The organism is Streptomyces fuscigenes (assembly GCF_021556455.1).
Taxonomy (GTDB): Bacteria; Actinomycetota; Actinomycetes; order Streptomycetales; family Streptomycetaceae; genus Streptomyces; species Streptomyces fuscigenes.
Genome location: NZ_JAKGCV010000033.1, coordinates 1 through 24,823 on the forward strand (window position 1 = coordinate 1; position 24,823 = coordinate 24,823).

Sequence of the window (24,823 nt, forward strand, 5' to 3'; positions counted from 1 at the left end):
GGGGTGGCGCGCGGGCGGGCGGTGCGCCAGGATCGGGGAGGCTCGCGCGCCGGTGCCGTCGCGGCGGCTGCGGTGCGGTCGCGGGTGCGTGCCCGAGCGGTCCGCCCGACGCCGGTGGCCGGTGGCTCTCGGCCGTCGACCGGTGGCCGGTGGCTCTCGGCGTCGACCAGTGGCCGGTGTTCCGTGGCCGAGCGTCGTGGGCCGGTCGGCGGCCGGGCCGTTCGATCGGCGCTCCGTTGGCGGGTTTTCGTCTGTTGGCGAGCAGTTGGCCGGTGCCGGAGAGAGGGCACCTTCCGGACGTACCGGCTCCGCTTCGTTGGCAGGGACACCCGGATGCCGCCCCGGGGACACCGGACGGACACTCAAGGCCCGGGCAAAGCTCACCCGTTCGGCGCATACCGGCTCCTTAGGGACTGGAGGGTCGCATTCGGGCAAGAGCCTCCGAGCGCTGCCCGTCAGGGCGTTCAGCGGCCTACTGTTGGGGGGTGCGCCTGTCGTGCACGGTCGCCTGGAGTCAAACCGGCCGTGATGGCATGACAACGTGCCATCGCGTGGCATCGGCTCAGCCGGCTGTGAGAGGGACGGAATGAAACCGACCGAGAGCGCCGCCCTGGTTTCATCTCCGCGCGGAATCGCGGGGTTTGCGGGCGTGGTCAATCTGGTGGCCAGGCTGCCCGGACTCGTGGTGGCCGCGGCGGGCCTCGCGCTGCTGAGCGGTGTCTTCGTCGCCGTGCGGGACGGTGACGCCCTCTTCCCCGGCGGCACGGCGGGCTGGGCGCTCGCCGCGCTGACGGGCGTGATCGTGGGGCACCTCGTCGCGCTCGGCAGGGACCGCTGGTTCGGCGGCACGGGCTCCGGGGCGGCGCTGACCCTCGCCGTCCTCCTGCTGTACGGCTGGGTCCCGGCGGGGCTCGTGAGCGTGGCCGTCGTCGTGGTCGTCGGCGTGGCCCGCCGGCACCGCTGGCGCAACAGCGTGCTGCACGGGGCCTCGGACGTCCTCGGCATCGCCTCCGCCGCGCTCGTCCTCGCGGCCTTCGGCCAGGTGCCCTCCGTCGAGCGGCCCTGGCAGCCGCCGCACTGGGGCGTGTCGAGCATCCCGTCGATCGTCCTCGCGGCGGCCGTGTACCTCGCGGTCGCCCGGGTGCTGCTGTGGGCCGTGTTCGCGCCGCGCGGCAGCGGGCTGCCCGCCCTGGACCGCGCCGCGCTGGTGCGGCAGGGCCTCGTCGCGGTGGCCCTGCTCGGCATCGCGCCGTTGATCTGCGTGGTCGCCGCGTCCGGACCCGTACTGCTGCCGCTGTTCTGCATCCCGCTGATCGCGCTGGACTCCACGCTGTGGATCGCCCGCGCCCGCGCCGAGGAGCAGTTGCAGGACCCGCTGACCGGGCTGCCGAACCGCCAGTGGCTCCTCGACCGCACCTGGACGGCGCTGGAGCAGGCGGGTTCGGCCGACGCCCGCTCCGCGCTGCTGCTGATCGACCTCGACAGGTTCCGGTCCGTCAACGACACCCTGGGACACCTCGCGGGGGACCGGCTGCTGCTCCAGATCGCCGACCGGCTCCGGCTGGCCCTGCCGCGCGGCGCCGAGGCGGCACGGCTCGGCGGGGACGAGTTCGCCGTCCTCCTGCCGACGTGCGACTCCACCACGAGCGCGCAGCGCGTGGCGCGCCATCTCGTCGCCGAACTCTCCTCGCCGCTCAACCTGGACGGCCTGACGCTCGTGCTGGAGGCCAGCGCGGGCGTCGCCGTCTTCCCGGAGCACGCCCTCGACGCCGAGGGGCTGCTGCGCCGGGCGGACGTGGCGATGTACCAGGCGAAGCGCGACCGCACCGGCGTCGAGGTCTACGAGTCGAAGCGGGACTCCAACACCCCGGACCGGCTCGGCCTGCTGGGGGACCTGAGACGGGCCCTGGACGCGGGCGACGTCGAGTTGCACTACCAGCCCAAGGTGCGCTTCGACGGGCGCGTGGCGGGCCTGGAGGCGCTGGTGCGCTGGATGCACCCCGAGCGCGGGCAGGTCCCGCCGGACGAGTTCATCGCCATCGCCGAGTCCTCGGGCCTGATGCCGCATCTGACGGAGTACGTCCTGGAGACGGCACTCGCACAGGTCGCGCGGTGGCGCTCGCAGGGCCTCATGGTGCCCGTCGCGGTGAACGTCTCGCCCCGCGACGTGCACACCCCCGGTTTCGCGGGCGCGGTCGCCGCCCGGCTCGCCCGGCACGGCGTCCCGCCGTCCGCGCTCCAGCTGGAGATCACGGAGCACGTGCTGCTGGAGGACCCGCAGCGCGCCGCGGACACCCTGGCCGGCCTGACGGCCCACGGCGTGAAGATGTCGCTGGACGACTTCGGGACGGGCTACTCCTCCCTCGTCCACCTGCGCAGGCTGCCGGTGAGCGAGCTGAAGATCGACCGCTCGTTCGTCGCCAAGCTCGCGGTGGACGCCGAGGACGGCGAGATCGTCCGCTGCACGGTCGACCTGGCCCACTCGCTCGGACTGGTCGTCGTGGCCGAGGGCGTCGAGGACGACGAGACGTGGGAACACCTGCGCGACCTGGGCTGCGACGCCGTCCAGGGCTGGCTGGTGGCCGCCGCGATGCCCCCGCACGAGACCACGGCGTGGCTGCGGGCGCGCGGCGAGCGCGGCTGGCGCCGCCCGGCCGAACTGGCCGCGCCGGCCCGCGACGGAGAGCCGGGCCACGCTGTGAAGTAACCGTTCTGCCGAGGCCGGCGCACCGGCCGGCGCACCCGCCCCGCCCCTCGGCACGGGCCCCCTCTACGACCCGCGCCCCGCGCGGGGGCGGACGCGCCCCCCCGTGACGCGCCCGCGCCTGTCCTCTGACCCGCCCGCGGCCGCCCGGCGGCGGACCCGCGCCCGGCCCGGCGATGCGCTCCCGCCCTGTGACACGCCCCCGCCCGGCGCACGGCCGTCCGGGCCCGCCTCGCGCCGGGCCCCTCAGAGCAGCAGCGTGCCCTCCGCGACCGTCAGACCCGTGCCGCTCAGCGTGACCTCCGGGCCCGCCACCGTCACCGAGAGCCGGCTGGGCCGCCCCAGTGCGTGCCCCTGCTCGATGTGGAGCGTTCCCTCGGGGGACAGCTCCCGCTCGACGAGGAGGGCCGCCAGCGGCCCGGCGGCGGTGCCGGTCGCCGGGTCCTCCCTGATGCCCATGGCGGGGTTGAAGAAGCGCGCGTACGCCGCGGCCCCGTCGGGCGCCTCCTCCACGCTGAAGACGTAGACGCCCTCGCCCCCGGCGGCGCGCACCACGGCGGTCAGCCGCTGGGCGTCGGGCTGCGCGCGGTCCACCGCGGCGCGGTCCCGGACCGGCACCATCAGATGGCCCGCGCCCGTGTCGACGACCTGTGCGGGACCGCCCTCCAGGTCGCTGTCGACGAGGCCGAGGGCCGACGCGAGAGCCGCCGGATCAAAGACGGTGGCGCCGAAGCGGGGCGCGGCCTGGGAGAGGGAGACGCGGGCCTGCCCGCCGGGCGTCCGCCCGACCCGTACGGGCAGGACGCGGCCGCCGATCTCCTGGGTGTGGCCGCCCGGGCCGACCGCCCCGCTCTCCGCGAGCCACAGCCACGCGCCCAGGGAGTTGTGCCCGGCGCCCCCGACCTCCTCCCCCGTGGGGGTGAACGAGCGCAGCCTGCGGTCCGCGCCGGGGAGGGCGGGCGGCAGCAGGAACGTGGTCTCGGACTGGTTGAACTCCCGGGCCACGGCCCGCATCACGTCGTCCGGGAGCCCTTCCGCGTCGGGGACGAGGGCCAGCGGGTTGCCCGTCAGCGGCCGGCTCGCGAACACGTCCACCACGGCGAAGGAGATCCTCATACGGGTCACCCTGCCACCCCCGGACCCCGGCGCCGAGGGGGCACGCTCCGCTGCGGCTCACGGGGGCCGTTTCCCTGGGCCGGGCAGCAGGCCCGGGCCCCGCGGCCCGCCGCCGCGAACCATGCGCCCGCACCCCCGCCACCGCCGCGAATCAATGTGCCCGCACCCCGCCGCCACCCGCACCCCGCCGCCCCCATGCGGACGAGCCGCACCCCGCCGTACCCACGCGAACGAGCCGCACTCCACGCCCCCACGCCCGCCGCCCCAGGGCACCCGGCCCGCCCCGCGCGCGAGCGTTCGCTCCGCGCGGGCGGGGCGCGCGTCACCCCCTCGTGGGGCGGAGTGGGAACGGCTTCGCGGCGAGTGCGGCCCGCGCCATAGGATTGGGCGGGTCTTCACCCGTTAAGCAAGCCCACCACTCACCCTGAGGATCGCTGCATGCCTGGCATTACGCGCGAGGAGGTCGCCCACCTCGCACGGCTGGCGCGCCTGGAGCTGAAGGACGAAGAGCTCGATCACTTCGCCGGACAGCTCGACGACATCATCGGCGCGGTCGCCCGCGTCTCGGAGGTCGCCGACCAGGACGTACCGCCGACGTCGCACCCGCTGCCGCTGACCAATGTCATGCGGGCGGACGAGGTCCGCCCCTCGCTCACGCCGGAGCAGGCCCTTTCCGGCGCTCCCGCCCAGGAGCAGCAGCGATTCAAGGTGCCGCAGATCCTCGGGGAGGACTGATCTTCATGACCGACAGCACCGCCACCACCGACGGCACGGCCGTCATCCGGCTGACCGCCGCCGAGACCGCCGCGAAGATCGCCTCCGGCGAGCTCACGGCCGTCGAGGTCACCGAGGCGCACCTCGCGCGCATCGAGGCCGTCGACGAGAAGGTCCACGCCTTCCTGCACGTCGACCGGGAGGGCGCGCTCGCCCAGGCCCGCGCCGTGGACGCCAAGCGCGCCGCCGGCGAGAAGCTCGGCCCGCTGGCCGGCGTGCCCCTCGCGCTGAAGGACATCTTCACCACCGAGGGCGTGCCGACCACCGTCGGCTCGAAGATCCTCGAGGGCTGGCTCCCGCCGTACGACGCGACCGTCACCAAGCGCCTCAAGGACGCGGGCGTCGTGATCCTCGGCAAGACCAACATGGACGAGTTCGCCATGGGGTCCTCCACCGAGAACAGCGCGTACGGGCCCACCGGCAACCCCTGGGACCTCACCCGCATCCCCGGCGGCTCCGGCGGCGGCTCGTCCGCCGCGATCGCCTCCTTCCAGGCGCCGCTGGCCATCGGCACGGACACCGGCGGTTCGATCCGCCAGCCCGCCGCCGTGACCGGCACGGTCGGCGTGAAGCCGACCTACGGCGGGGTCTCCCGCTACGGGATGGTCGCCTTCTCCTCGTCCCTCGACCAGGGCGGCCCCTGCGCCCGCACGGTCCTCGACGCGGCCCTGCTGCACGAGGTCATGGCCGGCCATGACCCGCTCGACTCGACGTCCGTCGACGCGCCGGTCCCGCCGGTCGTCGAGGCGGCGCGCAACGGCTCGGTCACCGGGATGCGGATCGGCATCGTGAAGCAGTTCCGCGGCGACGGCTACCAGGCGGGCGTGCTCCAGCGCTTCGACGAGGCCGTCGAGGTGCTCCGCGGCCTCGGCGCCGAGGTCGTCGAGGTGGACTGCCCGTCCTTCGACCTCGCCCTTTCGGCGTACTACCTGATCGCGCCTTCCGAGTGCTCGTCCAACCTCGCCCGCTTCGACGCGATGCGCTACGGCCTGCGTGTCGGCGACGACGGCACGCACTCCGCCGAGGACGTCACCGCGCTCAGCCGCGAGGCGGGCTTCGGCGACGAGGTCAAGCGCCGGATCATGCTCGGCACGTACGCGCTCAGCTCCGGCTACTACGACGCGTACTACGGCTCGGCGCAGAAGGTCCGCACGCTGATCACACGGGACTTCGAGGCCGCGTTCGGCCAGGTCGACGTCCTCATCTCGCCCACCACGCCGACCACCGCCTTCCCGATCGGCGAGCGCGCCGACGACCCGATGGCGATGTACCTGGCCGACCTGTGCACCATCCCGGCCAACCTCGCGGGCAACGCGGCGATGTCGCTGCCGTGCGGCCTCGCGCCCGAGGACGGCCTGCCCGTCGGCCTGCAGATCATCGCTCCGGCGATGAAGGACGACCGGCTGTACCAGGTCGGTGCCGCGGTCGAGGCCGCCTTCGTGGAAAAGTGGGGTCATCAGCTGATCGAGGAGGCGCCGTCGCTATGAGCAACGCAGTCAGCAAGGCAAAGGGCTTCAAGAAGTCCAAGCAGGGGATGTACCTGTCGATGGCCAGCACCGCGTTCGGCGCGGTCGGGGTGGCCAAGCAGATCAAGCGCGCCCGTGCCGAGAACGACACGCTCCGCATGGTCGACGCCGCGGTCACCGCGGTGACCATCGTCACCGGTCTCGCGATCCTTTACCGCGAGCTGAAGCGCCTGGGCGACGACGACGTCCTGTTCGGCTGAGAGGGAATGTTTCACCGTGACCGTCATTGACCTGCTGTCGTACGAGGACGCCCTGGCCTCGTACGACCCCGTCATGGGCCTCGAGGTCCATGTCGAGCTCGGCACCAGGACCAAGATGTTCTGCGGCTGCTCCACCGAGCTGGGCGCGCCCGCGAACTCGCAGACCTGCCCCACCTGCCTCGGCCTGCCCGGGGCGCTGCCCGTCGTCAACGCGATCGGCGTGGAGTCCGCGATCCGTATCGGCCTCGCGCTGAACTGCGAGATCGCCGAGTGGTGCCGCTTCGCCCGGAAGAACTACTTCTATCCGGACATGCCGAAGAACTTCCAGACCTCCCAGTACGACGAGCCGATCGCCTTCAACGGCTACCTCGACGTGCAGCTGGAGGACGGCGAGACCTTCCGCGTGGAGATCGAGCGGGCGCACATGGAGGAGGACACCGGCAAGTCGACGCACATCGGCGGCGCGACCGGCCGCATCCACGGCGCCTCGCACTCGCTGCTGGACTACAACCGCGCCGGCATCCCGCTGATCGAGATCGTCACGAAGCCCATCGAGGGCGCGGGCGAGCGGGCGCCCGAGGTCGCGCGCGCCTACGTGGCGGAGCTGCGCGAGCTCATCAAGGCGCTCGGCGTGTCCGAGGCCCGCATGGAGATGGGCCAGATGCGCTGCGACGTCAACCTGTCGCTGCGGCCGCACGGCCGGGAGAAGTTCGGCACGCGCTCCGAGACGAAGAACGTCAACTCGCTGCGCAGCGTCGAACGCGCCGCACGCTTCGAGATCCAGCGGCACGCCGCGGTGCTCTCGTCCGGCGGCACGATCCTCCAGGAGACCCGTCACTTCCACGAGGAGGACGGCTCCACGACCTCGGGCCGGATCAAGGAGGAGGCGGAGGACTACCGCTACTTCCCCGAGCCCGACCTGGTGCCCGTGGCCCCGTCGCGCGAGTGGGTCGAGGAGATCCGCGCGTCGCTGCCGGAGCTGCCGCGCGTGCGGCGCAACCGGCTCCGCGAGGAGTGGGGCGTGTCCGAGCACGACATGCAGTCCATCCTCAACGCGGGCGCCATCGACCCGATCGTCGCGACGATCGACGCCGGTGCCCCCGCCGACCAGGCCCGCAAGTGGTGGATGGGCGAGCTGGCCCGCAACGCCAACGAGACGGGCCGCGCACTCGACGAGCTGCCGATCACGCCCGCGCAGGTCGCGCGCGTCACGGAGCTCGTCGCGGCGGGCGACCTCAACGACAAGCTGGCCCGCCAGGTCATCGAGGCCGTTCTCGCCGGCGAGGGCGACCCGGACACGGTCGTCGACAAGCGCGGCCTGAAGGTCGTCTCCGACGACGGCGCGCTCGGCGCCGCCGTGGACGAGGCCATCGCGGGCAACGCGGGCGTCGTGGAGAAGATCAAGGGCGGCAAGACCGCGGCCGTCGGCGCGCTCGTCGGCGCCGTCATGAAGGCCACCCGGGGACAGGCCGACGCGGGCCGTGCCCGCGAGCTCATCCTGGAGAAGCTGGGCGTCGAGGCCTGACGGGCGTCCGGTACCGGGTCCTCCCGGCACCGGCCCCGGACGGCCACGGCGACGGGCCGGACCCGGCGGGTCCGGCCGCACGAGATCCATGGGGGCGGCGCACCACGCGGTGCGCCGCCCTTCGCCGCGCCGCGACACCCGCCGCGCCGCGGGACGCGACACCGCCCGTCCCGCGCCCTCGGTGCGCGCCGACCTCCGGCACCCACCGGCCACCGGCCACACCGGCCCCGGGGTGCGCCACGGCGGATCCCCGAGATCCTCTGTCCCCCGAGCCCCCGCCTCCGGATTCCGACCCGGGATCCCGACCCGATCCCCGCCCCGAGATCCCGCCCCGCGGACGGCACCGCCGCCCCGGCCGTCCCTGGAGCCAGCGCTGAACACCGTCACCGCCGAGATCGTCTCCGTCGCGCTGCTGCTCGGCGTGCTGGCGTTCGCCGTGATCCGCCCCCGGAAACTGCCGGAGGCCGCGGCGGCCGTCCCGGCGGCGGGGCTGCTGATCGCGCTCGGGGCGGTGTCGCCGGGGGAGGCCTGGCAGCAGATCCGGGAGCTGCTGCCGGTAGTGGCGTTCCTCGCGGCGGTGCTCGTGCTCGCGGAACTGTGCGCGGCGGACGGCCTGTTCGAGGCGGCGGGCGACCTGGTGGCCCGCCTGTGCGGGGGCCGGCCGGGGCGCCTGCTCGGCGGGGTGTTCGTGGTGGCGGCCCTGACGACGGCCGTCCTGAGCCTGGACGCGACGGTCGTCCTGCTGACCCCGGTCGTCTTCGCGACGACGGCCCGGGTCGGTGCCCGGGCGAGACCCCATGTCTACGCCTCCGCCCACCTCGCCAACTCGGCCTCCCTGCTGCTGCCCGTCTCGAACCTGACGAACCTGCTGGCCCTGTCGGCGAGCGGTCTCTCCTTCACCCGGTTCGCCGTACTGATGGTGCTGCCGTGGCTGGCGGCGATCGCGGTCGAGTACGGCGTCTTCCGCCGGTGGTTCGCCGGTGACCTGGCGGCGGGCGGCCACCCGCCGCGCCCTGCGGCCCGCCGCCCGCTGCCGCGCTTCACCACGGCGGTGCTCTGCCTGACCCTGGTGGGCTTCGCCGCGACCTCGCTGGTCGGGGTCGAGCCGGTGTGGGCGGCGCTGGGCGGCGCGGTGATCCTCGCCGTACGGGCACTGGCGCGGCGCCCGGGAAGCGGCGCGGCCACGGAGCACGCGGGGGATTCGGATACGCCCCGGGCTGAGGCTTCGCAAGGGGCCGCGGGCAAGCCGCCCGGCGGGAGCGGGAAGCCGCGCGTGACGCTGCCGGGGCTCGTCCTGTCGGCTTCGCCCCTGTTCTGCCTGTTCGTCCTCGCGCTGGGCGTCGTCGTCAAGGCGGTCGTCGACAACGGCCTCGGCGACGGCATCGGCGCGATCCTTCCGGAGGGCTCCTCCCTCGGGGCGCTGCTCGCGGTGGCGGGTGTCGCGGCCGCCCTGGCGAACGTCATCAACAACCTCCCGGCCGTGCTCGCGCTGCTGCCGGTGGTGGCGCCGTGGGGCGCGGGCCCGGTCCTCGCGGCCCTGATCGGCGTCAACCTGGGGCCCAACCTGACCTACGTGGGCTCGCTCGCCACCCTGCTGTGGCGTCGCATCCTGCACGAGCACGGCACGGAACCCGCGCTCGGGCACTTCACCCGCCTCGGCCTGATCACCGTGCCCGCGACCCTCGTCGCGGCGACGGCCGGCCTGTGGGCGGCGCTGCGGGTCGTCGGGGCCTGAAGGCGGCGGCCACCGCGCCCCACCCGGGTGCCGACCCGCCCCCCGGGCCGCGCCTCTGCGGGGACGGCCGCGGCCTGGCAGGGTCAGCCCGTCTCCGTCGCCCGGGCTCCCTCCGCCGACGGCCGTCGCGTACGTGAGTGCCGGGTGCGCAACGGAATGTCCGGAGAGCGGGTGAAGGACAACGGGCCCTCCGGGAGCGGGAGTTCTTCAGCGGTTCGTCCGAGGTCCCGCGATCCGCAGCAGCCGTTCCGATCACGGGGATCCGCAACGGTCCTTCCGGGGCCGGGAGATGGCCGCACCGCCGGGCGATTCCGCTTTTTTTCATTCGTCTCTTGAAGCCAGGGGATTGACCCCGGTCCAGGTCTAGTCCTTTACTGCTTCTCAGCAACGGCGCGTTCATGTGTTGGAGCAGCGTTCCGCCATGTGACCGCCCCTGTTTCTTCGCGTTCCCCCTGCTCAAGCACTCGTCTGTGCTCACCCCCACCCGCGCATGAAGCGCGCATGACAGGAGTGTCCCCGTGCTGCGAACCCTCAAGAGATCGCTGGCCGTGGCCCCGGCCGTGCTGGCCATGGCCGGTACCGCCGTCATGGCCTCCGGCGGTGCCGCCAACGCCGCCGCGAACGCCGGCCCCGGTTTCCCGGCCCACTTCTCGGCCCCCTACGTCGAGACCTGGAACTCGGCCTCGGCCATGACCAGCGCCCTCAACGCCAACGGGACCAAGTACTTCACCCTCGCCTTCGTCATCGACGCGGGCGGCTGCAACGCCAAGTTCAACGGCGACACCGACGTGACCGACGGCTCCTGGACCTCCGCGGTCAACGCGGTGCGCGCCGCGGGCGGCGACGTCATGGTGTCCTTCGGCGGCGCCTCCGGCACGGAGGAGGCCGTGGCCTGCTCCTCGGTCTCCGCGGTGAAGGCCCAGTACAAGAAGGTCATCGACGCGCTCAACCTGACCCGCGTCGACTTCGACATCGAGTCCGGCCAGGAGGGCAACTCCGCGGCCAACACCCGCCGCGACCAGGCGCTCGCCCAGCTCCAGCAGGAGTACGCCGCCGCCGGCAAGAACCTCCAGGTCCAGTACACCCTCGGTACCGACACCTCGGGCCTGCCCGGCGACCAGATGAACCTCCTGCGCGACGCCAAGGCGCAGGGCGTCAACGTCAGCCTCGTCAACCCGATGACGATGGACTACGGCCGCGCCGTCTCCGACATGGGCCAGGCGGCGATCAGCGCGGCCAACGCCCTGCACAGCCAGCTCGGTTCGATCTGGACCGACAAGTCCTCCGCGCAGCTCTGGGCGATGGAGGGCAACACGCCGATGATCGGCGCGAACGACAGCGCCTCGGAGAACTTCACCACCGCCAACGCCAACGCGCTCCTCAGCTTCGCCAAGTCCAACGGCATCCAGGAGCTGTCGTTCTGGGCGCTCGGCCGCGACCGCCAGTGCGGTGGCAGCAACAACGACCCGTCGAACAACTGCAGCGGTACGTCGCAGAGCGCCTACCAGTTCAGCGGGATCTTCAACGCGATCAACAACGGCGGCACCACCACCCCGCCGCCCACCGGCGGCGCCGGCGCCATCACCGGCCTCGCCGGCAAGTGCGTGGACGTCAACGCGGCCAGCAGCGCCAACGGCACCGCGGTCCAGCTCTACGACTGCAACGGCTCCAACGCGCAGAACTGGACCGTCGCCTCCGACGGCACCCTGCGGGCGCTCGGCAAGTGCATGGACGTGACGTCCGCGAGCACCGCCGACGGCGCGAAGGTGCAGCTCTACGACTGCAACGGCACTGCGGCCCAGAAGTGGTCGAAGGGCAGCGGCAACACGCTCGTCAACCAGGGCTCGGGCAAGTGCCTCGACGTGACGGACAACAGCACGGCGAACGGCGCGCGGCTCCAGATCTGGCAGTGCTTCGGCGGCTCCAACCAGCAGTGGCACCTGCCGGCCTGAGTGGTCCGGCCCTCAGCCCGAGGCCCTTGGCCCCGGAGTCCTGAGCGGCCGAGAGCGTCGTGGAGGCAGCGGTTCGGTCGGGCCTGGAGGCCGTGACGAGCCGACCGCCCTGCCGCCCGGCGCGACCTCGTCGCACGCTGCACCGCACCACCGGCCCGCGGGCCCCGGAGAGCAGACCTCCGGGGGCCGCGGGCTTCGTGTGCGGACGACGAGCCGAACCCCCTGCGAGCCCGTGGGCCGGGCCGGGTGCGCGAGCCCGGCACCGGTGCCCTTCGGGACGGGGTCGGTCCTCGAAGCTCACGATCGTCCGAGGGCAGCGCGAATCAGAAGGTCGGCCAGGGCACGCGGTTGGGAGAGGAAGGGCGAATGACCGGTCGGCAGCCGTTCCGTGTGCGTCGCCTGCGCGGCGAACCTCTCCTGCAGCGGTACGGGGAAATTCTGGTCCTGCTCGCACACCACGTACGTCGACGGCAGCTCGCGCCAGGCCGCCCGCGTCGTCGTCTCCGTGCACGAGCGCAGGCTCTGATCGACGAGCCGGCTGACCGCGAGCGCGGCTTCCTCCTCGGAGACGTCCGCGTACAGCCGACTGCGGGGATTCTCTATCGGGGGAGCGAGGCCGCTGACGTCGTCGGGTACGGGAACGCCGAAGCAGGTGGCCGCCGATTCGCCCGTATCGGGCATGAACGCGGCGATGAAGACGAGATGCGCGACCTGGTCGAGGCCCAAGGGCAGTTGCGAGACGGTGAGACCACTGTGGGAGTGCGCGACGACGACCACCGGCCCCTCCATGCCCCTCAGGCAGGCGGTGAGCTCCTCCGCGTCGTCGTAGAGACCGGCGCTGGGCACCCGCTGCTCTCCCGCACTGGGCATGTCGACGGTCTGGGAGGGCCACCCCCGCGCCGCGAGTTCCTCCCTCAGCGGGGTCCAGCATGTGGACCGGTGATAGCCGCCATGCACGAGCAGAAAAGTGGGACAGGTTCTCACGGTGTGACTCCACGACAAATTGAAGGGTGTTCGGCCGGCGTACGCGCGTGTCCGCCCGTAGGAGCCGCTGACCCGGTGTGGTCCAGCCGCCGCCCGCCGGTGTGACGCCCGCTGGCGATGTCCGCAAGGCGAATGAGAACGTCTCCCGCTCCACCGTTTTTGCGGAGCCCGGCGTTGCGCGCCCCGATCGGCTCCGAGCCGTGCCCACGGCACTGGACATCAGAGGATTCTGCCGGTTCCAGGGCAGGGAAAGTAATTCGTTTTTGGAGGTGTTCCCATGAGGGAAATCGATGAATGCCGAAGGGCGTCCCCTACGGACCCGGTGCGTCGACTCCTCAAAGAGGTTCGACGAATCCCCGGTGTTCCTTCTCACACGCGTACAAGCGGCCTCGCGTCCATGGGCCGGAGAAGATGGCGGCGTGAACATGAAGGAAAGCAGGGATTTGATCGAGGCTGCATGGGACACGGATATCGTCCGCAGCTTGTCCGACTACATCAGGATTCCGGCTCTGTCACCTGGATTCGACGCCGCCTGGGAAGAGCACGGGCATCTCCGGGCTGCCGTGGACCACGTGGCCGATTGGGTCCGGACGCGCGCTCTGCCCGATGCCGTGGTGGAGGTCGTCCACCTGGAGGGTCGGTCTCCCGTCCTCCTGGTGGAGGTGCCGGGTACCGACGAATGCACCGACGATGAGAACGTCCTGGTCTATGGGCATCTCGACAAGCAACCTGCCATGGGTGACTGGTCGGAGGGGCTCGGCCCCTGGAATCCGGTGCTCCGTGACGGAAGGCTCTACGGCCGGGGCTCCGTGGACGACGGCTACTCCGGCTACCTGGCGGTCTGTGCCCTGGAGGCGTTGCGTGCTTCTGGTGGAGCGCACGCCCGAACGTTTCTGCTGCTGGAGACCGCCGAGGAGTCGGGAAGTCCGGGTCTGCCCGAATACCTCGCCCACTTCGGTGAACGGTTCGGCGACGTCGGGCTCGTGATCTGCCTCGACGCGGGAGGCGGCAGCGACTACGAACGGCTGCACCTGACGGCGAGCCTGCGCGGCCTGCTGAAGGCGACGGTCACCGTCCGAGTCCTCGAGACACCCGTCCACTCGGGCCTCGCCAGCGGCGTTGTGCCCAGCTCCTTCCGTGTCATGCGCCAGTTGCTCGACCGGCTGGAGGACTCGGCGACCGGGGAGGTCCGTGTCCCGGAGATGCACGGAGCCATCCCCGCCGAGCGACTGGCCGACGCCGCCGCCGCGGCCGCTCGTGAGCCGGGCGGGCTGGCTGGTCGGTATCCGATGGTCCCGGGAATGACTCCGGCCTCCGGGGACGAGGTGGAGCTGATCCTCAACAGTGCCTGGCGGCCCACCCTCTCGGTGACCGGAGCGGCCGGCCTGCCCGAGCCCGGGCAGGCGGGAGAGGTCCTGCGCACCTCGACCTCTCTCCGGTTGAGTTTCCGTCTCGCGCCCACAGCGGATGCGGAGGCGGCGCGATCGGCGCTGGAGAGGACTCTCACCACGGACGTTCCCTACGGCGCACAGGTGGAGGTCGGCGACTACGCGTCGGCGCAAGGGTTCAGCGCTCCCGAGGCATCCCCGTGGCTTGCGAGAGCCCTCGACGAGCTGACGGGCCCCGTATTCACCGAGCCCTGCCGGCGGCTTGCCCTGGGAGGAGGGATCCCTTTCATGGAACTACTCGGTCGTACCTACCCCCGTGCCGAGTTCCTCGTGACAGGAGCACTCGTGGCCGAGAACAACATGCACGTTCCTGACGAATGGCTCAACATCGACTTCGCGAAGCAGGTGACGGCGGCTGTTGCACGCGTCCTCGACGCGCACGCCCGTCGCTGAGCGAGGGATGCTCCGGCCGCGGAGGCGAAGAAGTGAGCTCGTGCGGTCCCGGAGCGCCCTGCCGACGTGGCGACGCAGGCCGCAGCGCTCGGTTCCGCACGCCGCCGGCTCCAGGGGTGGCGCGACAGCACGGCGCGATTTGCTGGCCTGACCCGCTGGGGGAGTCGCCTATGCGCTGACGGTCGGCAACCCCTGACGGAGCAGTTCCTCGATGAAGAGGGAGACCAACGCGTCGGACGGAGTGGCGGTGATCGCCATCAGGCTGCGGTACACCCTGGGTTCCAGATGTCGAACCACCCCCGGCGGCTGGACCGTCAGTGCGGAGGCGGGAACGATGGTGACCCCCATTCCCGCGCCTGCGAGCTGTGCGGCGGTGCGTGGACTCCGAGTCCGCAGGATCGGGGTGAGGGAGACCTGGTGAGCCGCGACGAACCGGTCGACCCAGACAGCGTTTCCGTTGTCCGGAGTGTAGTGAACGAAGGGCTCACCGGTCAGATCCTTCACCGTCACCGATGTCTTCCCGGCGAAATCGTGGTGCGCCGACGCGACGACAAGCATCTCTTCATCGCCGATGATCTCTTGATGCGCGCTGGTGGCGGTGGGCTCCGGACCGATGACCACGTCGGCCTGCCCGGCCATGAGGACCTCGACCATGCGGTCGGTGCTCGTGAACTCCATGAGATCCACGGTGACCTCGGGTCTCTCGGAGCGCCAGCGCCGAAGAGCGGGGACGAGCAGCCACACCGTCATGGTTTCGGCGCATGCCACCCTGATCCGTCCTGATCGGCCCTCGCCGACAAAACGACCCGCCTCCACGGCGCGGTGTGCGGCCTCCAGGGCGATACGCGCCTCCTTGGCGGCTGCGAGTCCCGCGGCCGTCACGCGAATCCCACGGGATTGGCGCTCCACTATGCGCGTGCCGAACTCGCGCTCAAGTGCTCCGATCTGATGGGACAGGGCCGGCTGTGAGAGATGCAGGGACGCCGCGGCCTTCGTCACGGATCCCGTGTCGACGAGCGCAACCAGGCATTCAAGCGCTCTCAATGTAGCCATGCGTCGTTTCTCCGATGAAAAAACTGGAGCAGGGTCCAGCTGCTGCCGACCTGGTGCCTTCGCGCTGCGTCACCTCCAGCATGGGGAGAAGCGAATGGAGCGACAACGCGCCTGCGGATCATATTTCTGCCCGAGAGTCTCAGTAGGAAGACCCCCGACTCGGGCCACTGATGAGGGAAGACGGATGCTGCTCTGGCGCCCTCCGGACGAAACCGGTGTCAGCGTTGACCGCGCATCCCCTCGGCTCCCGTGAATACCTCCCATATTCCATGCCCGGACGGGTCGATTCGTGGCGGGGGCCGAGAATCAGGCACCCCGCGCTCGAACGGAGGCCTTGGGGCCTGAGCCTCGACTTCCCCGACACCTGTCACGGGGCCGAGAAGGCTGAGGCTGCCGCTTTCGGAGCCGGGAGGCTGCCTCGGGGCCGCCGCGACAAGATGGTGGGACGCGCTGGACGCGGCCCGCACGCGACCGCTCGCATGCCTCCGCCGGCAGGCAGGGCCGCTCTTCCATGAGTCTTTTCTATGGAACGGCCAGATTTTCCGACAGCCGCGGCCGTCAGGAAGCAGAAGCTCGGGCTGTGTGTCCCGGTAAGTGATGGAAGAGGCTCATCATGATCCGGCTGTGCGCTATTCGGCTGCATGCTCACCCGAGTGTCGACGTGGAGGGTTCCCCTATAGTGCGCAAAGAAGTCCACGACATCAAATCCATGAATGATTTTGATGTCAAAGATAGGAGACGCGAATGAATCGTGGGTTCATCAGGGTGTCGGGCCTGGCCGCAGCCGGTCTGACGGCCGCCGGTCTGCTCCTCGGATCCGGCGCCGGTGCTGCTTCCGCTTCCGCGCAGCAAACCATAGTGGCGGGCCCCTTCGGCAAGGCGGAATGCCTTTCCGCACTTGAAGTGCACCAGGGCGCGAACTACGGCTGCGCACAGTATGGCAGCGCGTGGTTCGTGGTCATCTACGACTGAGATTGCCCGGTGGAAGTCGTCGTACAACTCAGGAATTCGTTCACAAGGGACAGGTCATGCTGGATCCTCCACCTCCTCGCCCCACGCCTCCGGCACCCAAGCCCGAGCACAAGCCCGAACAGTGGGACGGCAATACCGACGTCGGTCACGGCCATGGCTCCTTCACCGACGACGAACCCTTCGTGCCGCCGGACGTCCCCGGCAAGGGCGGCCATGGCAAAGGCACCTCGGTGGACACCCCGTCCATGCTGCTTTTCGCGAAGAACATCGACCTTCTCCTGGACCCCGTGAAGAAGGCGAGTGACGCGCTGGAGCCCGTGACCATCGCGTCCGGTGCCTTTTATCACGCCAACCAGATTCGCTCGAAGGTGTCAGGAGCGAACGGCGACGACGGTATCAAGGCGCAATACATCAAGGTCCTGAACGACCTCACCAACGGGCTCACCGACCTGCGGGAGGGAATCAAGACGTTGGCTGCGAAATACAAGACGATCGATGACGCCAACGGCATGAAGTCGAAAGAACTGCTGGACGCCATGGGGGATGTCACCGACGACTTCAACGCGTTGATGTCGGACAACGGTGGTACCGGTGCCCCGGCGACTCAGGCTCCGCCGCCGGGCGGGTGACGGGCGGTTCGATCACGGCCCCTCCGGCTCGCGAACTCTGCCGGACCTCTCCGTGCCCGGGGAGGGCGGGCGGTATGCGGGGGCCGGGTGGTGTGGCGAGGCGGCGTGCCCCTGCCGCCTCGCCACAGTCGCCCCGTCCAGGGGCGCTTCGTTGTGTGGTGGCGGTCGACTGGAGAGTGTGAGCGGGATGGGCGGCAAGGACTACAACGGCAATGGCTTCCAGCAGGGGGACGACGGTGTCTTCGGGGATCCCGGAGCCGGCGGTGGATCGGCCTCGGACTACGACACGTGGGACTGGAAGCAGATCATGGCCGCCATCAACGGCATGGCCGCCGGAACGAACAGCGACTCCAATCACTCCCACGCCGAGTCCGTGTCCGACCCGAGGACACTCCAGGCGGCGGCGAATGCCTTCTACCAGGTGCAGCTGACGCTCACGGGCGTGGCGAAAGCGCTCAGCGACCAGGCCAAGGCCCTGGCTGGGGAGGAGGGGCCGTGGAAAGGGGGCGCGGCGGACGCCTTCCACGACATGATGCAGACCTTTTCCAAGCAGGTACAGGCCAATGCCGAGGTCCTCGGCGGCGGTTCCGGTGGCGGTCACTCGGTGCCCCAGCAACTGGCCGACAACTCCGTCAACCTCCTCAACGCGCAGAACAAGATCGTCGACATCGACAACTGGTATGCGCATCAGGCAGTGCTGGCAGGTGTCAGGCCCATGAGCAACGGTCTCATCCCGGTCTCCCAGAAGCCGGAGATCGTCACCATGATGAACGAGTCGATGCGGGGAGTCCTCAAGAGCCTGGCCGGCGAATACCAGGTCACCATCGACTCGGTGCATTCGCCCTCGGGTGTACCTTCCCCCCTTGCGGGCCCCGGTCCGCAGCCGAATCCGAACACCGACGGCGGGCCGCACGTTCCCCTCCCGGACGAGGCTCCGCCCCTGCCTGACGCCTCGTCCTTGCCCGAACTCCACGCGTCCAACCTGAACGCACTCCCCTTTCCCGGAGCGACCAGTCTCGGTGGCCCGGAAGCATTCCCTTCCGGAGCCCTCGGCGGGAGCGGAGCACTTCCCCAGCCGGGCTCTCCCCCGCTCGCCGGCGATACGATCGCGCCCTTCGGAGACTTCGCCGGCCTGCCGAACGGAGGAGGCTTGGACGGGCTCGGCGGATCGGAAACCTTCGACCCCGCTGCGCTCGACAGCCTGCTCAACCCGGGCCTGAATCCTCAGAGGTTCTCGGGTTCCACGGATGCAGGCGGCGCCGGCACCCTGAACCCCGGCGTGTTCGCCCCGTCACCCTTCCAGGGAGGCACCAGGACGAGCGGTTCCGGCGGCACTTCGAATTTCGGCGGGCCCGCTTCCCCGGGTCGTTTCCCGTCCGATTCCCCCCTTGAGGGTTTTCCGGGCTCGACAGGGGTCGGCGGCGACGGTGCCCCGGCCTTCGGCGACGGCCTCGAAGGCGTCTCGCCGTCGGACGCCTCGACGGAGGCCGCGCCGCTTTCGGCCCTAGGCGGCCAAGGCATGGAAAGCCCCGTGCTGGAGACCGCCGGTCCGGCGGACCTCCTGGCCCCGTACGCCGGGGGCACGGGCACGCAGGGTTCGGGTGTGCCGATGATGCCGGGGCTTGGTGGTGTGGGTGGTGGTGCGGGGCGGGCTTCCGGTGAGGGGGAGCGGTCGGATGCTTCGGCGCTGCTGGAGCCGAGTGTGTTGCCGTGGGCGGGTGATTCGTCTGTGGGCGCCGGGGTGGGTTCGGAGTTCGGGGCGGTGCCGGGTGGTGAGGGGCTGCGTGGGTGGGAGGTTTCCGGGTTCCCGGTCGCGGGTGAGTCTGGTGGGGAGGGTGTGGCGGAGGGTTCGGGTGTGCCGATGATGCCGGGGCTTGGTGGTGTGGGTGGTGGTGCGGGGCGGGGTCCCGGTGAGGAGGAGCGATCGGATGCTTCGGCGTTGCTGGAGCCGACCGATGAACTCTGGCTGGACGACGAGGAGCGCGTGGACGAAGTCGGCTCTGCCACCGGGGCCCCGGCGGGCGCAGCGCCCCTCTCCGAGACAGCGGCGGCGCAGGCAAGGGCCCATGCGGAGAGTGCCGGGGTCCCACCGCTGCCGTACGGCAGATCCGGAGAGTCCTCAAGGGCCGCGGGCGACGCCGACGGGTCCTCCGCGTCCTGGATGCTCCTGGCGTCCGACCGCGAGACGCGGACCGACGACGGGGACGCGCTGGATGAGCCCTTCGCGTTGAGTCCGCACTCGGGCACCGACGTGGGTGCGTCAGAGGGGGCCGGCGCGGAGGTGTCCGGCGACGTGTCGGGCTTGGCAGCCGCAGGCCCGGCGGCCCCTTCGGCGGGCGTGAGGGCGGTCGCCGAAGCGGTAGGGGCCGCGACCGGGCTCGGGAGCCCCGCGGGGGCGGGAGAACCGGCTGCTCCAGTCGCACCGGCGGCGTTCGCACAATCGATGTCCGTTACGACGGGGCAAATGGACCCCGTCGAGTCCTTCGTCGGGGATGACGCGGAGTGGACGCGCGAGCTCGCGCCTCTCGCGCTTCAAGGCGCAGGTGGTTCGCGGAGTGCGGCATCGGCGTCGACAGGGGCCCGTCCGGGCGCCGAGGCCGGAGGCGGAGCCGAGGCTGCATTGCCTGGGGTCGGGCCCGGGCAGGGCATACCTGACGGGGCGCGTTCCTTCGGCGGCGCGGCCGGCGAGGGCACTGCCCCGGGATCTCCGCGCGCCGCCGCGGCGGCGGGATACGGACACGAAGGTCGGGCGGAAGGCCGCGCGTCGGAGGGACGTCACGACTCGTCGCGGGACGACGGGAGGAAGCCGGGTGCGGCAGTGATGGCCGGCGTGCCGATCGGAGTGCCGCGGCCGAGGAAGACCATGGCAGAGGAGGAGGAGGTGGACGGCGGAGCGGGCGGCCGGGGGCACGGTGTCCAGCGTGGCGGCAGTCACCGGCGGCCCGACAGCGATCTCTCCGACGCCGCCGACACGTTCGACACGGAACTCGACGGCGGCCTCGGCGCCCTCCACGACGAGGTGCTTGACGATCCGGGCCACCGTGTCGCCGTGGTGGGGCCCGTGGAGGAGGACGACGAGGACACCGGGGCGTGGCATTCCGAGGGGTCGTGGACCGGGTCGGGTGTGCGGTCTCTCGTGGCACCCGGCGAACGGGGACTGGGCGTCGGTGCGGAAGAGGCGGCGCGGAGAGCGGCATCCGAGTCTGCCCCCGAGGCCGCCGCCATCGCCTCCCCGGAGGAGCCGCCGCCCATGATGACGTGGAAGCCGCGCCGTCCCGCAGCCGCGGGGGCCGGTGCGCATGATCGGCCGATCGATACCACCTCCTATCAGTCCTCCGCTGCTGACCGGGACGCAACGGCCGATGTGGAGGACTCCGAGGTCGTGACAGCGAGCGGAACGGGGCCCGGCGCGAACGACGAGGAATCGGCGGGGCCACGGCGTTCCGTGGACCTGCTGGTACAGGACGAGAGCAACTGGGGGCTCCCGCCCGCGGAGTCCGGGGCGATCGGGGGCTGATCCCGCGCGGCGCCCGGGTGCAGGGGGTGGCGCCCCGCGTCACACCGGTGGGATTAAGGAAGCTCTCAGGAACCGCCCCTAGCGTGCGCCTCATGAACCCCACCCCCAGCACCACGAACACCGAGCCGGAAGCCGCCACCGGCCGCAGCGCGGAGGAGACCGAGCCGGCGGCAGCGGCGGCGGTCCCCGAGACGGACGCCTCGGCGGCCCGCACCGAGGACGAGAAGCGCGCGCCGGACGGGGCTCAGGAAGCCCAGGAGGTGAGCGACGACGGCGGCCTGATCGGCGACGCCGACGACGAGTCCGCCGTCCCGCCGCGCGCGTCGAGCGGCGTGGGCGCGGCAGCGGCCTCCGTGGTCGCGGCGGCGCTCGGCCTCGTCTCCCTCACCGGCACCTGGACCGGACGGGTCGGCGCCGAGCGCGAGACCCTCGTCGGCCAGCTGCACACCAGCCAGAGCGCGTCCGCGTCCCAGCAGATCTCCGAGCTGTACGGGGATGCCTGGCACACGACCGCCGCGATCAACGGCGCGGTCGGCCTGGGCGCCGTGATCCTCGCGGTGATCGTCCTGCTCGCGCTGCGGCGCACCGCCCCCCTCGCCTGGGCGAAGCCGGTCGCGGTGGCCGCGCTCGTGCTCGGCGCCGTCGGCGTGGTGGTCTCGCTCGGCATGTACTTCGACCTGTTCGCGTCCCTGCCCAGCGCCCCCGCGACCCCGACGGCCCCGACCGCGCCGCCCGCGTCCTGACGGTGTCCGCCGGCCGCCCCACGCGAGGGCGGCCGGCGGCGGGGCCGCTTCGCCCGGACCCGGCCTGTCGTCCGCACCGGGCCCGGTGCGGGCGATCAGGAGGCGGCGGCGTACGCCGTGAAGGCGGACCAGGCGCCGGGCGCCACGGCGAACGGGGTGATCGCGGTGTCCTTGGAGTCGCGGACGTGGACGGCGTCGGCTTCCAGGGCGACCTCGACGCAGTTGTCGCCCTCGCCTCCGCTATGGCTGCTCTTGAACCAGCTCAGTTCTGCGGTGGTGCTCATAGCGCTCCCCTCATCTCTTCCAGCAAGTTCACCGTAGCCCGGCAATCAAGGGCCTGGGAACGAAGCTTGCCATAGCGTTGAAGAAGGGCACTCACATCGCCCGGCACCGTGATGAGAGCACTCGACCGGTGTCCCTCGGTGTAGCCGAACCACCTGTTCTCCGGACTCTCGGCGAGGTACATCTCGCCTTCGAAGCCTGCGTGGTCCTCCTGCTTGAGCGGCATGACCTGGATCTCTACGTTGGTGAGGCGCCCGACGTCGAGCAGGTGGCCGATGAGCTCACGGGTCACCGCCGGGCCTCCCAACTGGCGTTCCAGCAGGGACTGCTCGATGACGAAGCTGAAGGCCGTATTCGGGTGTGCGACGAGAAGAGTCTGCCGTTCCAGGCGTGCGGCCATCTGATGCTCGATCTGTGTATCGGTGAGCGGAGGCAAGTTCCGCTGGAACACGGCCCGGATGTACCCCTCCGGCTGCAACAGCCCCGGAATGCCGCGGCACTCGTACGCGTACAGCGTGATCGCCTCTTCCTCGATCCCCGCCCACTGCAGGAACCAGGAGGCCAGGCCCGCCTTCCTGCGCAGGCTCCGCGCCGCCGCCGTGAGCACCTTTCCCGCGACCGGCCCGAGGGCCTCCTCCGCCCGCAGCGCGAGGCCCTCCGGCGGGAAGCGCTTGCCCTGCTCGATCTTCGCGACGTACGCGGACGAGTACCGCACCCGGGGCGCGAGTTCCTCCTGGGTGAGCCCTGCCGCCTCCCGCAGCGCCTTCAGGACGGCGCCGAACGTCTTGAGGCTGTCGGACAGTTCGGGTTCGCAGCCCGCTGCCGTGCCGCTGTCCTGGTCCGCCGCCATCGCCGTCCCGCCTCCCGCGTCTCGATCAACGAGGACATCGTCACGGGTGGTGACCGACCCTGTCCAGGGCGTGAACACATACAGTGCCGCCTGTACCAGCGGCGCTCCTGTCGTCGCGGGCGGGCGGACCTGGACGCTGGGCGCATGACCGCTCAGCACATCCAACCGGCCTTGTACGCACACACGTTCACCCAGAGATTCGCGGCCACCCGGCGCGGCGCGAGCCTGGCGCGGAAGGCGGCCGTACGGCGGCTCGACGCGTGGGGCGTCCCGCGCGGCACGGAGCTCTCGGACACGGTCGCCGTCCTCGTGGGCGAGCTCGCGGCCAACGCGGTCCTGCACGGGTACGTGCCGGGCCGGGGCTTCGAGCTGCGCCTGCGCCACGGGCACGGAGCCCCGGCCGGGCCGGGCGCCGTGCGGATCGAGGTGTCGGACACCCACCCGCAGCGGCCGGACCCGGAACATCGGGTGCCCGCCGACGAGGACGCCGTGTGCGGCCGGGGCCTCCAGCTCGTCGAGGCCCTCGCGGACCGCTGGGGCGTGGAGGACCGGTGCGGGCCGGGCAAGACCGTGTGGGCCGAGACGGGGGAGACCGAGGCGCCGCCGCGCTGAGACCGGCGGGGAGGTGCCGCTACTCGCTCGGGCGCGTCCCGGCCCGCTCGTCCTCACCGGGTGCGGCGGCCGGTTCCTGTGCGTGTTCGTCCGGCCGCACCCGGTCGTCGTGGTGCTCGCCGACCTCCGACTCGCCGACCTCCGACTCGCCGGCGTCCGACGCGGCGGTCGAGGAGTCGGCGGCCGAGGCGTCGGTGTCGGCGCGCGCGCCCGTCCCGGCGGCTTCGGCCGTCCCGGCCGTCCCGGCCGTCCCGCCTGTCTGCGCGGCCGCCGCCTCGGCCCCGTCCGGGGCGGCGGCCTCCGCCACCGCCGCATCATCCTCGGCCTCCGCCTGCGCCCTGCGGATCGTGACCTTGCCCGAGGCCAGGTCTATCGGGCCGCGGCCGGGATCGGAGCCATCGACGTCGACCCGGCTCAGCTCCAGCCGCTTCTGCTCCTCCGCCGTGTGCTTCCGGCCCGGCGCGAAGAGGTCCTCGATCATGTTGAACACGGCCCGCCCGCCTTCTGCTCTGCGCTCAGCGCACCTGGAGCAGGAGGATCCTGTCGTCGCCCCGCTTCGGCTTGCCGCGCGTGTCGGTGTTGCTGGTGACCAGCCACAACTTGTCGCCTCCGGCCGAGAGCACCGTACGCAGGCGGCCGTACTTCCCCTTCAGGAACGACTGGGGCGCCCCCGCCGATTCCCGGCCGTCGAGCGGAATGCGCCACAGCCGCTCGCCGCGCAGCGCCGCCATCCACACCGAACCGTCCACGTACGCGATCCCGCTCGGCGACGCCTCGTCCGTGTGCCACTGCTCCAGGGGGTCCATGAAGCCCTGCTTGTGGCCCTTGCCCTCGACCTTCGGCCATCCGTAGTTGCGGCCGGGCAGGATCCGGTTCAGCTCGTCCCAGGTGTCCTGCCCGAACTCCGACGCCCACAGCTGCCCCGAGCTGTCCCAGGCGAGGCCCTGGACGTTGCGGTGGCCGAGGTCGTAGACCACCGAGCCCTTGTCCGGATTGCCGGGCGCGGGCGAGCCGTCCGGCTTCATCCGCAGGATCTTGCCGCCGAGCGACGCCTTGTCCTGCGACTTCCCGGTGGCGCCCGACTCGCCGGTGCCCGCGTAGAGCATCCCGTCGGGGCCGAAGGCGATCCGCCCGCCGTTGTGCACGAAGCCCTTCGGGATGCCCCGCAGGATCGTGTCGGGGGCGCCGAGCTGCTCACCCGGCGGCTTCGACGGGTCGTACGTCATGCGGGCGATGCGGTTGTCGGAGGCCGTGGTGAAGTACGCGTAGACGAGGTGGTCCCTGGCGAACGACGGCGACACCGCGATGCCCAGCAGGCCGCCCTCGCCGGCGGGGGAGACCCCGGAGACCTTCCCGGCCTCGGTCTTCTTTCCGCCGGGTACGTCGACACGGGTGATGGTGCCCTCGTCGCGCGAGGACACCAGCAGGTCGCCGCCCGGCAGCGCCGCGAGGCCCCACGGCGACTTCAGGTTCTCCGTCAGCGTGGAGACCACCCGGACCGAGCCCTTGGCGGGCGGCACGCTCGGCGACGCCGCGGCCGGGCCCGACGCGGCCCCCGCGGGCGAGGAAGCGGTGGCCGGGGCGCTGATCCGGGAGCCCGGCCCGCCGCCGGGGCCGGACCCGCTGCACCCGGTGGCCACCAGGAGCGCGACCGCCGCCGCGGCCGTCGTCAGTGCGGTACGTCGCACGGCTTGCCCGTCCCTTCCGACAGCTATGGCGGCGCCGGCGTCGCCGGGCCGCCCGTACTTTGCGCCCACTCTCGCCCACATTCCTTCCCGCGCCCGGCCGACGCACGCGGGACGGGGCCC

General features: G+C 71.8%; 20 protein-coding genes. 13 read left to right on the top strand and 7 right to left on the bottom strand.

All coding sequences use genetic code 11. The features are described from left to right. Window positions 1–586 precede the first annotated feature (586 nt). Window positions 587–2,707: a putative bifunctional diguanylate cyclase/phosphodiesterase gene (locus L1885_RS05930; RefSeq protein WP_235795910.1), complete on the top strand. Its 2,121-nt coding sequence runs from the start codon at window positions 587–589 to the stop codon at window positions 2,705–2,707. Window positions 2,708–2,950: 243 nt separating this feature from the next. On the opposite strand, the gene L1885_RS05935 is transcribed toward L1885_RS05930, so the two are convergent. Next, window positions 2,951–3,820 (bottom strand): PhzF family phenazine biosynthesis protein, encoded by an 870-nt coding sequence (locus tag L1885_RS05935; RefSeq protein WP_235795911.1) that lies wholly within the window; start codon window positions 3,818–3,820, stop codon window positions 2,951–2,953. A 438-nt stretch (window positions 3,821–4,258) separates the two neighbouring features. Between L1885_RS05935 and gatC the strand changes: the two genes are divergently transcribed. The 6 genes from gatC to L1885_RS05965 all read left to right on the top strand — a co-directional run bounded on the left by gatC (window position 4,259) and on the right by L1885_RS05965 (window position 11,532). Then, window positions 4,259–4,555 (top strand): Asp-tRNA(Asn)/Glu-tRNA(Gln) amidotransferase subunit GatC, encoded by a 297-nt coding sequence (gene gatC / locus L1885_RS05940; protein ID WP_016642027.1) that lies wholly within the window; start codon window positions 4,259–4,261, stop codon window positions 4,553–4,555. Between the two features lie 5 nt (window positions 4,556–4,560). Further along, entirely contained in the window at window positions 4,561–6,081 is a 1,521-nt protein-coding gene (gene gatA / locus L1885_RS05945; protein ID WP_235795912.1) for an Asp-tRNA(Asn)/Glu-tRNA(Gln) amidotransferase subunit GatA, read from the top strand. Beyond that, window positions 6,078–6,320: a hypothetical protein gene (locus tag L1885_RS05950; protein ID WP_235795913.1), complete on the top strand. Its 243-nt coding sequence runs from the start codon at window positions 6,078–6,080 to the stop codon at window positions 6,318–6,320. Before gatA ends, L1885_RS05950 begins: the two co-directional genes overlap by 4 nt. Window positions 6,321–6,336: 16 nt before the next feature. Then, on the top strand, window positions 6,337–7,845 hold the full coding sequence (gene gatB / locus L1885_RS05955) for an Asp-tRNA(Asn)/Glu-tRNA(Gln) amidotransferase subunit GatB (protein WP_308117279.1): 1,509 nt from the start codon (window positions 6,337–6,339) through the stop codon (window positions 7,843–7,845). A 421-nt stretch (window positions 7,846–8,266) separates the two neighbouring features. Continuing rightward, window positions 8,267–9,580 carry an SLC13 family permease gene (locus tag L1885_RS05960; RefSeq protein WP_372481864.1) on the top strand — a complete coding sequence of 438 codons (1,314 nt, stop codon included), beginning with the start codon at window positions 8,267–8,269 and terminating at the stop codon, window positions 9,578–9,580. A 518-nt stretch (window positions 9,581–10,098) separates the two neighbouring features. Beyond that, window positions 10,099–11,532: a chitinase gene (locus L1885_RS05965; RefSeq protein ID WP_235795914.1), complete on the top strand. Its 1,434-nt coding sequence runs from the start codon at window positions 10,099–10,101 to the stop codon at window positions 11,530–11,532. Between the two features lie 297 nt (window positions 11,533–11,829). Here L1885_RS05965 and L1885_RS05970 read toward each other — a convergent pair whose 3' ends face one another. Continuing rightward, a complete protein-coding gene (locus L1885_RS05970) occupies window positions 11,830–12,516 on the bottom strand; it encodes an alpha/beta hydrolase (protein ID WP_235795915.1) in 687 nt (228 codons plus the stop codon). A 425-nt stretch (window positions 12,517–12,941) separates the two neighbouring features. Here L1885_RS05970 and L1885_RS05975 point away from each other — a divergent pair, with 425 nt between their 5' ends. Beyond that, window positions 12,942–14,357 carry a M20/M25/M40 family metallo-hydrolase gene (locus L1885_RS05975; protein ID WP_235795927.1) on the top strand — a complete coding sequence of 472 codons (1,416 nt, stop codon included), beginning with the start codon at window positions 12,942–12,944 and terminating at the stop codon, window positions 14,355–14,357. A gap of 168 nt (window positions 14,358–14,525) precedes the next feature. Here L1885_RS05975 and L1885_RS05980 read toward each other — a convergent pair whose 3' ends face one another. Next, entirely contained in the window at window positions 14,526–15,410 is an 885-nt protein-coding gene (locus L1885_RS05980; protein WP_235795916.1) for a LysR family transcriptional regulator, read from the bottom strand. 744 nt (window positions 15,411–16,154) lie between these two features. Here L1885_RS05980 and L1885_RS05985 point away from each other — a divergent pair. From L1885_RS05985 to L1885_RS06000, 4 genes are all read left to right on the top strand, one after another. Further along, complete coding sequence (locus tag L1885_RS05985; protein ID WP_235795917.1) at window positions 16,155–16,382, top strand: hypothetical protein; 228 nt, start codon at window positions 16,155–16,157, stop codon at window positions 16,380–16,382. A gap of 56 nt (window positions 16,383–16,438) precedes the next feature. Further along, window positions 16,439–17,011, top strand: coding sequence for a hypothetical protein (locus L1885_RS05990; RefSeq protein ID WP_235795918.1), 573 nt, complete (start codon window positions 16,439–16,441; stop codon window positions 17,009–17,011). A 187-nt stretch (window positions 17,012–17,198) separates the two neighbouring features. Then, entirely contained in the window at window positions 17,199–20,528 is a 3,330-nt protein-coding gene (locus tag L1885_RS05995; protein WP_235795919.1) for a WXG100 family type VII secretion target, read from the top strand. Between the two features lie 92 nt (window positions 20,529–20,620). Next, window positions 20,621–21,271, top strand: coding sequence for a hypothetical protein (locus L1885_RS06000; protein ID WP_235795920.1), 651 nt, complete (start codon window positions 20,621–20,623; stop codon window positions 21,269–21,271). A 95-nt stretch (window positions 21,272–21,366) separates the two neighbouring features. On the opposite strand, the gene L1885_RS06005 is transcribed toward L1885_RS06000, so the two are convergent. After that, window positions 21,367–21,555: a DUF397 domain-containing protein gene (locus tag L1885_RS06005; protein WP_235795921.1), complete on the bottom strand. Its 189-nt coding sequence runs from the start codon at window positions 21,553–21,555 to the stop codon at window positions 21,367–21,369. Continuing rightward, entirely contained in the window at window positions 21,552–22,403 is an 852-nt protein-coding gene (locus L1885_RS06010) for a helix-turn-helix domain-containing protein (protein ID WP_235795922.1), read from the bottom strand. Before L1885_RS06010 ends, L1885_RS06005 begins: the two co-directional genes overlap by 4 nt. A 144-nt stretch (window positions 22,404–22,547) precedes the next feature. Here L1885_RS06010 and L1885_RS06015 point away from each other — a divergent pair, with 144 nt between their 5' ends. Continuing rightward, the gene (locus L1885_RS06015; RefSeq protein ID WP_235795923.1) at window positions 22,548–23,015 is read left to right on the top strand and encodes an ATP-binding protein; all 468 of its coding nucleotides are present in this window, start codon (window positions 22,548–22,550) and stop codon (window positions 23,013–23,015) included. A 19-nt stretch (window positions 23,016–23,034) separates the two neighbouring features. On the opposite strand, the gene L1885_RS06020 is transcribed toward L1885_RS06015, so the two are convergent. Both L1885_RS06020 and L1885_RS06025 read right to left on the bottom strand, forming a co-directional pair. Continuing rightward, complete coding sequence (locus tag L1885_RS06020) at window positions 23,035–23,496, bottom strand: DUF6191 domain-containing protein (protein WP_235795928.1); 462 nt, start codon at window positions 23,494–23,496, stop codon at window positions 23,035–23,037. Window positions 23,497–23,530: 34 nt separating this feature from the next. Further along, window positions 23,531–24,703: a PQQ-dependent sugar dehydrogenase gene (locus tag L1885_RS06025; RefSeq protein WP_235795924.1), complete on the bottom strand. Its 1,173-nt coding sequence runs from the start codon at window positions 24,701–24,703 to the stop codon at window positions 23,531–23,533. Window positions 24,704–24,823 lie beyond the last annotated feature (120 nt).

Coding starts and splice junctions, on each gene's coding strand:
- L1885_RS05930 (WP_235795910.1), top strand. CDS start 587: ATGAAACCGACCGAGAGCGCCGCCCTGGTTTCATCTCCGCGCGGAATC.
- L1885_RS05935 (WP_235795911.1), bottom strand. CDS start 3,820: ATGAGGATCTCCTTCGCCGTGGTGGACGTGTTCGCGAGCCGGCCGCTG.
- gatC (WP_016642027.1), top strand. CDS start 4,259: ATGCCTGGCATTACGCGCGAGGAGGTCGCCCACCTCGCACGGCTGGCG.
- gatA (WP_235795912.1), top strand. CDS start 4,561: ATGACCGACAGCACCGCCACCACCGACGGCACGGCCGTCATCCGGCTG.
- L1885_RS05950 (WP_235795913.1), top strand. CDS start 6,078: ATGAGCAACGCAGTCAGCAAGGCAAAGGGCTTCAAGAAGTCCAAGCAG.
- L1885_RS05975 (WP_235795927.1), top strand. CDS start 12,942: ATGAAGGAAAGCAGGGATTTGATCGAGGCTGCATGGGACACGGATATC.
- L1885_RS05980 (WP_235795916.1), bottom strand. CDS start 15,410: ATGGCTACATTGAGAGCGCTTGAATGCCTGGTTGCGCTCGTCGACACG.
- L1885_RS05985 (WP_235795917.1), top strand. CDS start 16,155: ATGAATCGTGGGTTCATCAGGGTGTCGGGCCTGGCCGCAGCCGGTCTG.
- L1885_RS05990 (WP_235795918.1), top strand. CDS start 16,439: ATGCTGGATCCTCCACCTCCTCGCCCCACGCCTCCGGCACCCAAGCCC.
- L1885_RS05995 (WP_235795919.1), top strand. CDS start 17,199: ATGGGCGGCAAGGACTACAACGGCAATGGCTTCCAGCAGGGGGACGAC.
- L1885_RS06000 (WP_235795920.1), top strand. CDS start 20,621: ATGAACCCCACCCCCAGCACCACGAACACCGAGCCGGAAGCCGCCACC.
- L1885_RS06005 (WP_235795921.1), bottom strand. CDS start 21,555: ATGAGCACCACCGCAGAACTGAGCTGGTTCAAGAGCAGCCATAGCGGA.
- L1885_RS06010 (WP_235795922.1), bottom strand. CDS start 22,403: ATGGCGGCGGACCAGGACAGCGGCACGGCAGCGGGCTGCGAACCCGAA.
- L1885_RS06015 (WP_235795923.1), top strand. CDS start 22,548: ATGACCGCTCAGCACATCCAACCGGCCTTGTACGCACACACGTTCACC.
- L1885_RS06020 (WP_235795928.1), bottom strand. CDS start 23,496: ATGATCGAGGACCTCTTCGCGCCGGGCCGGAAGCACACGGCGGAGGAG.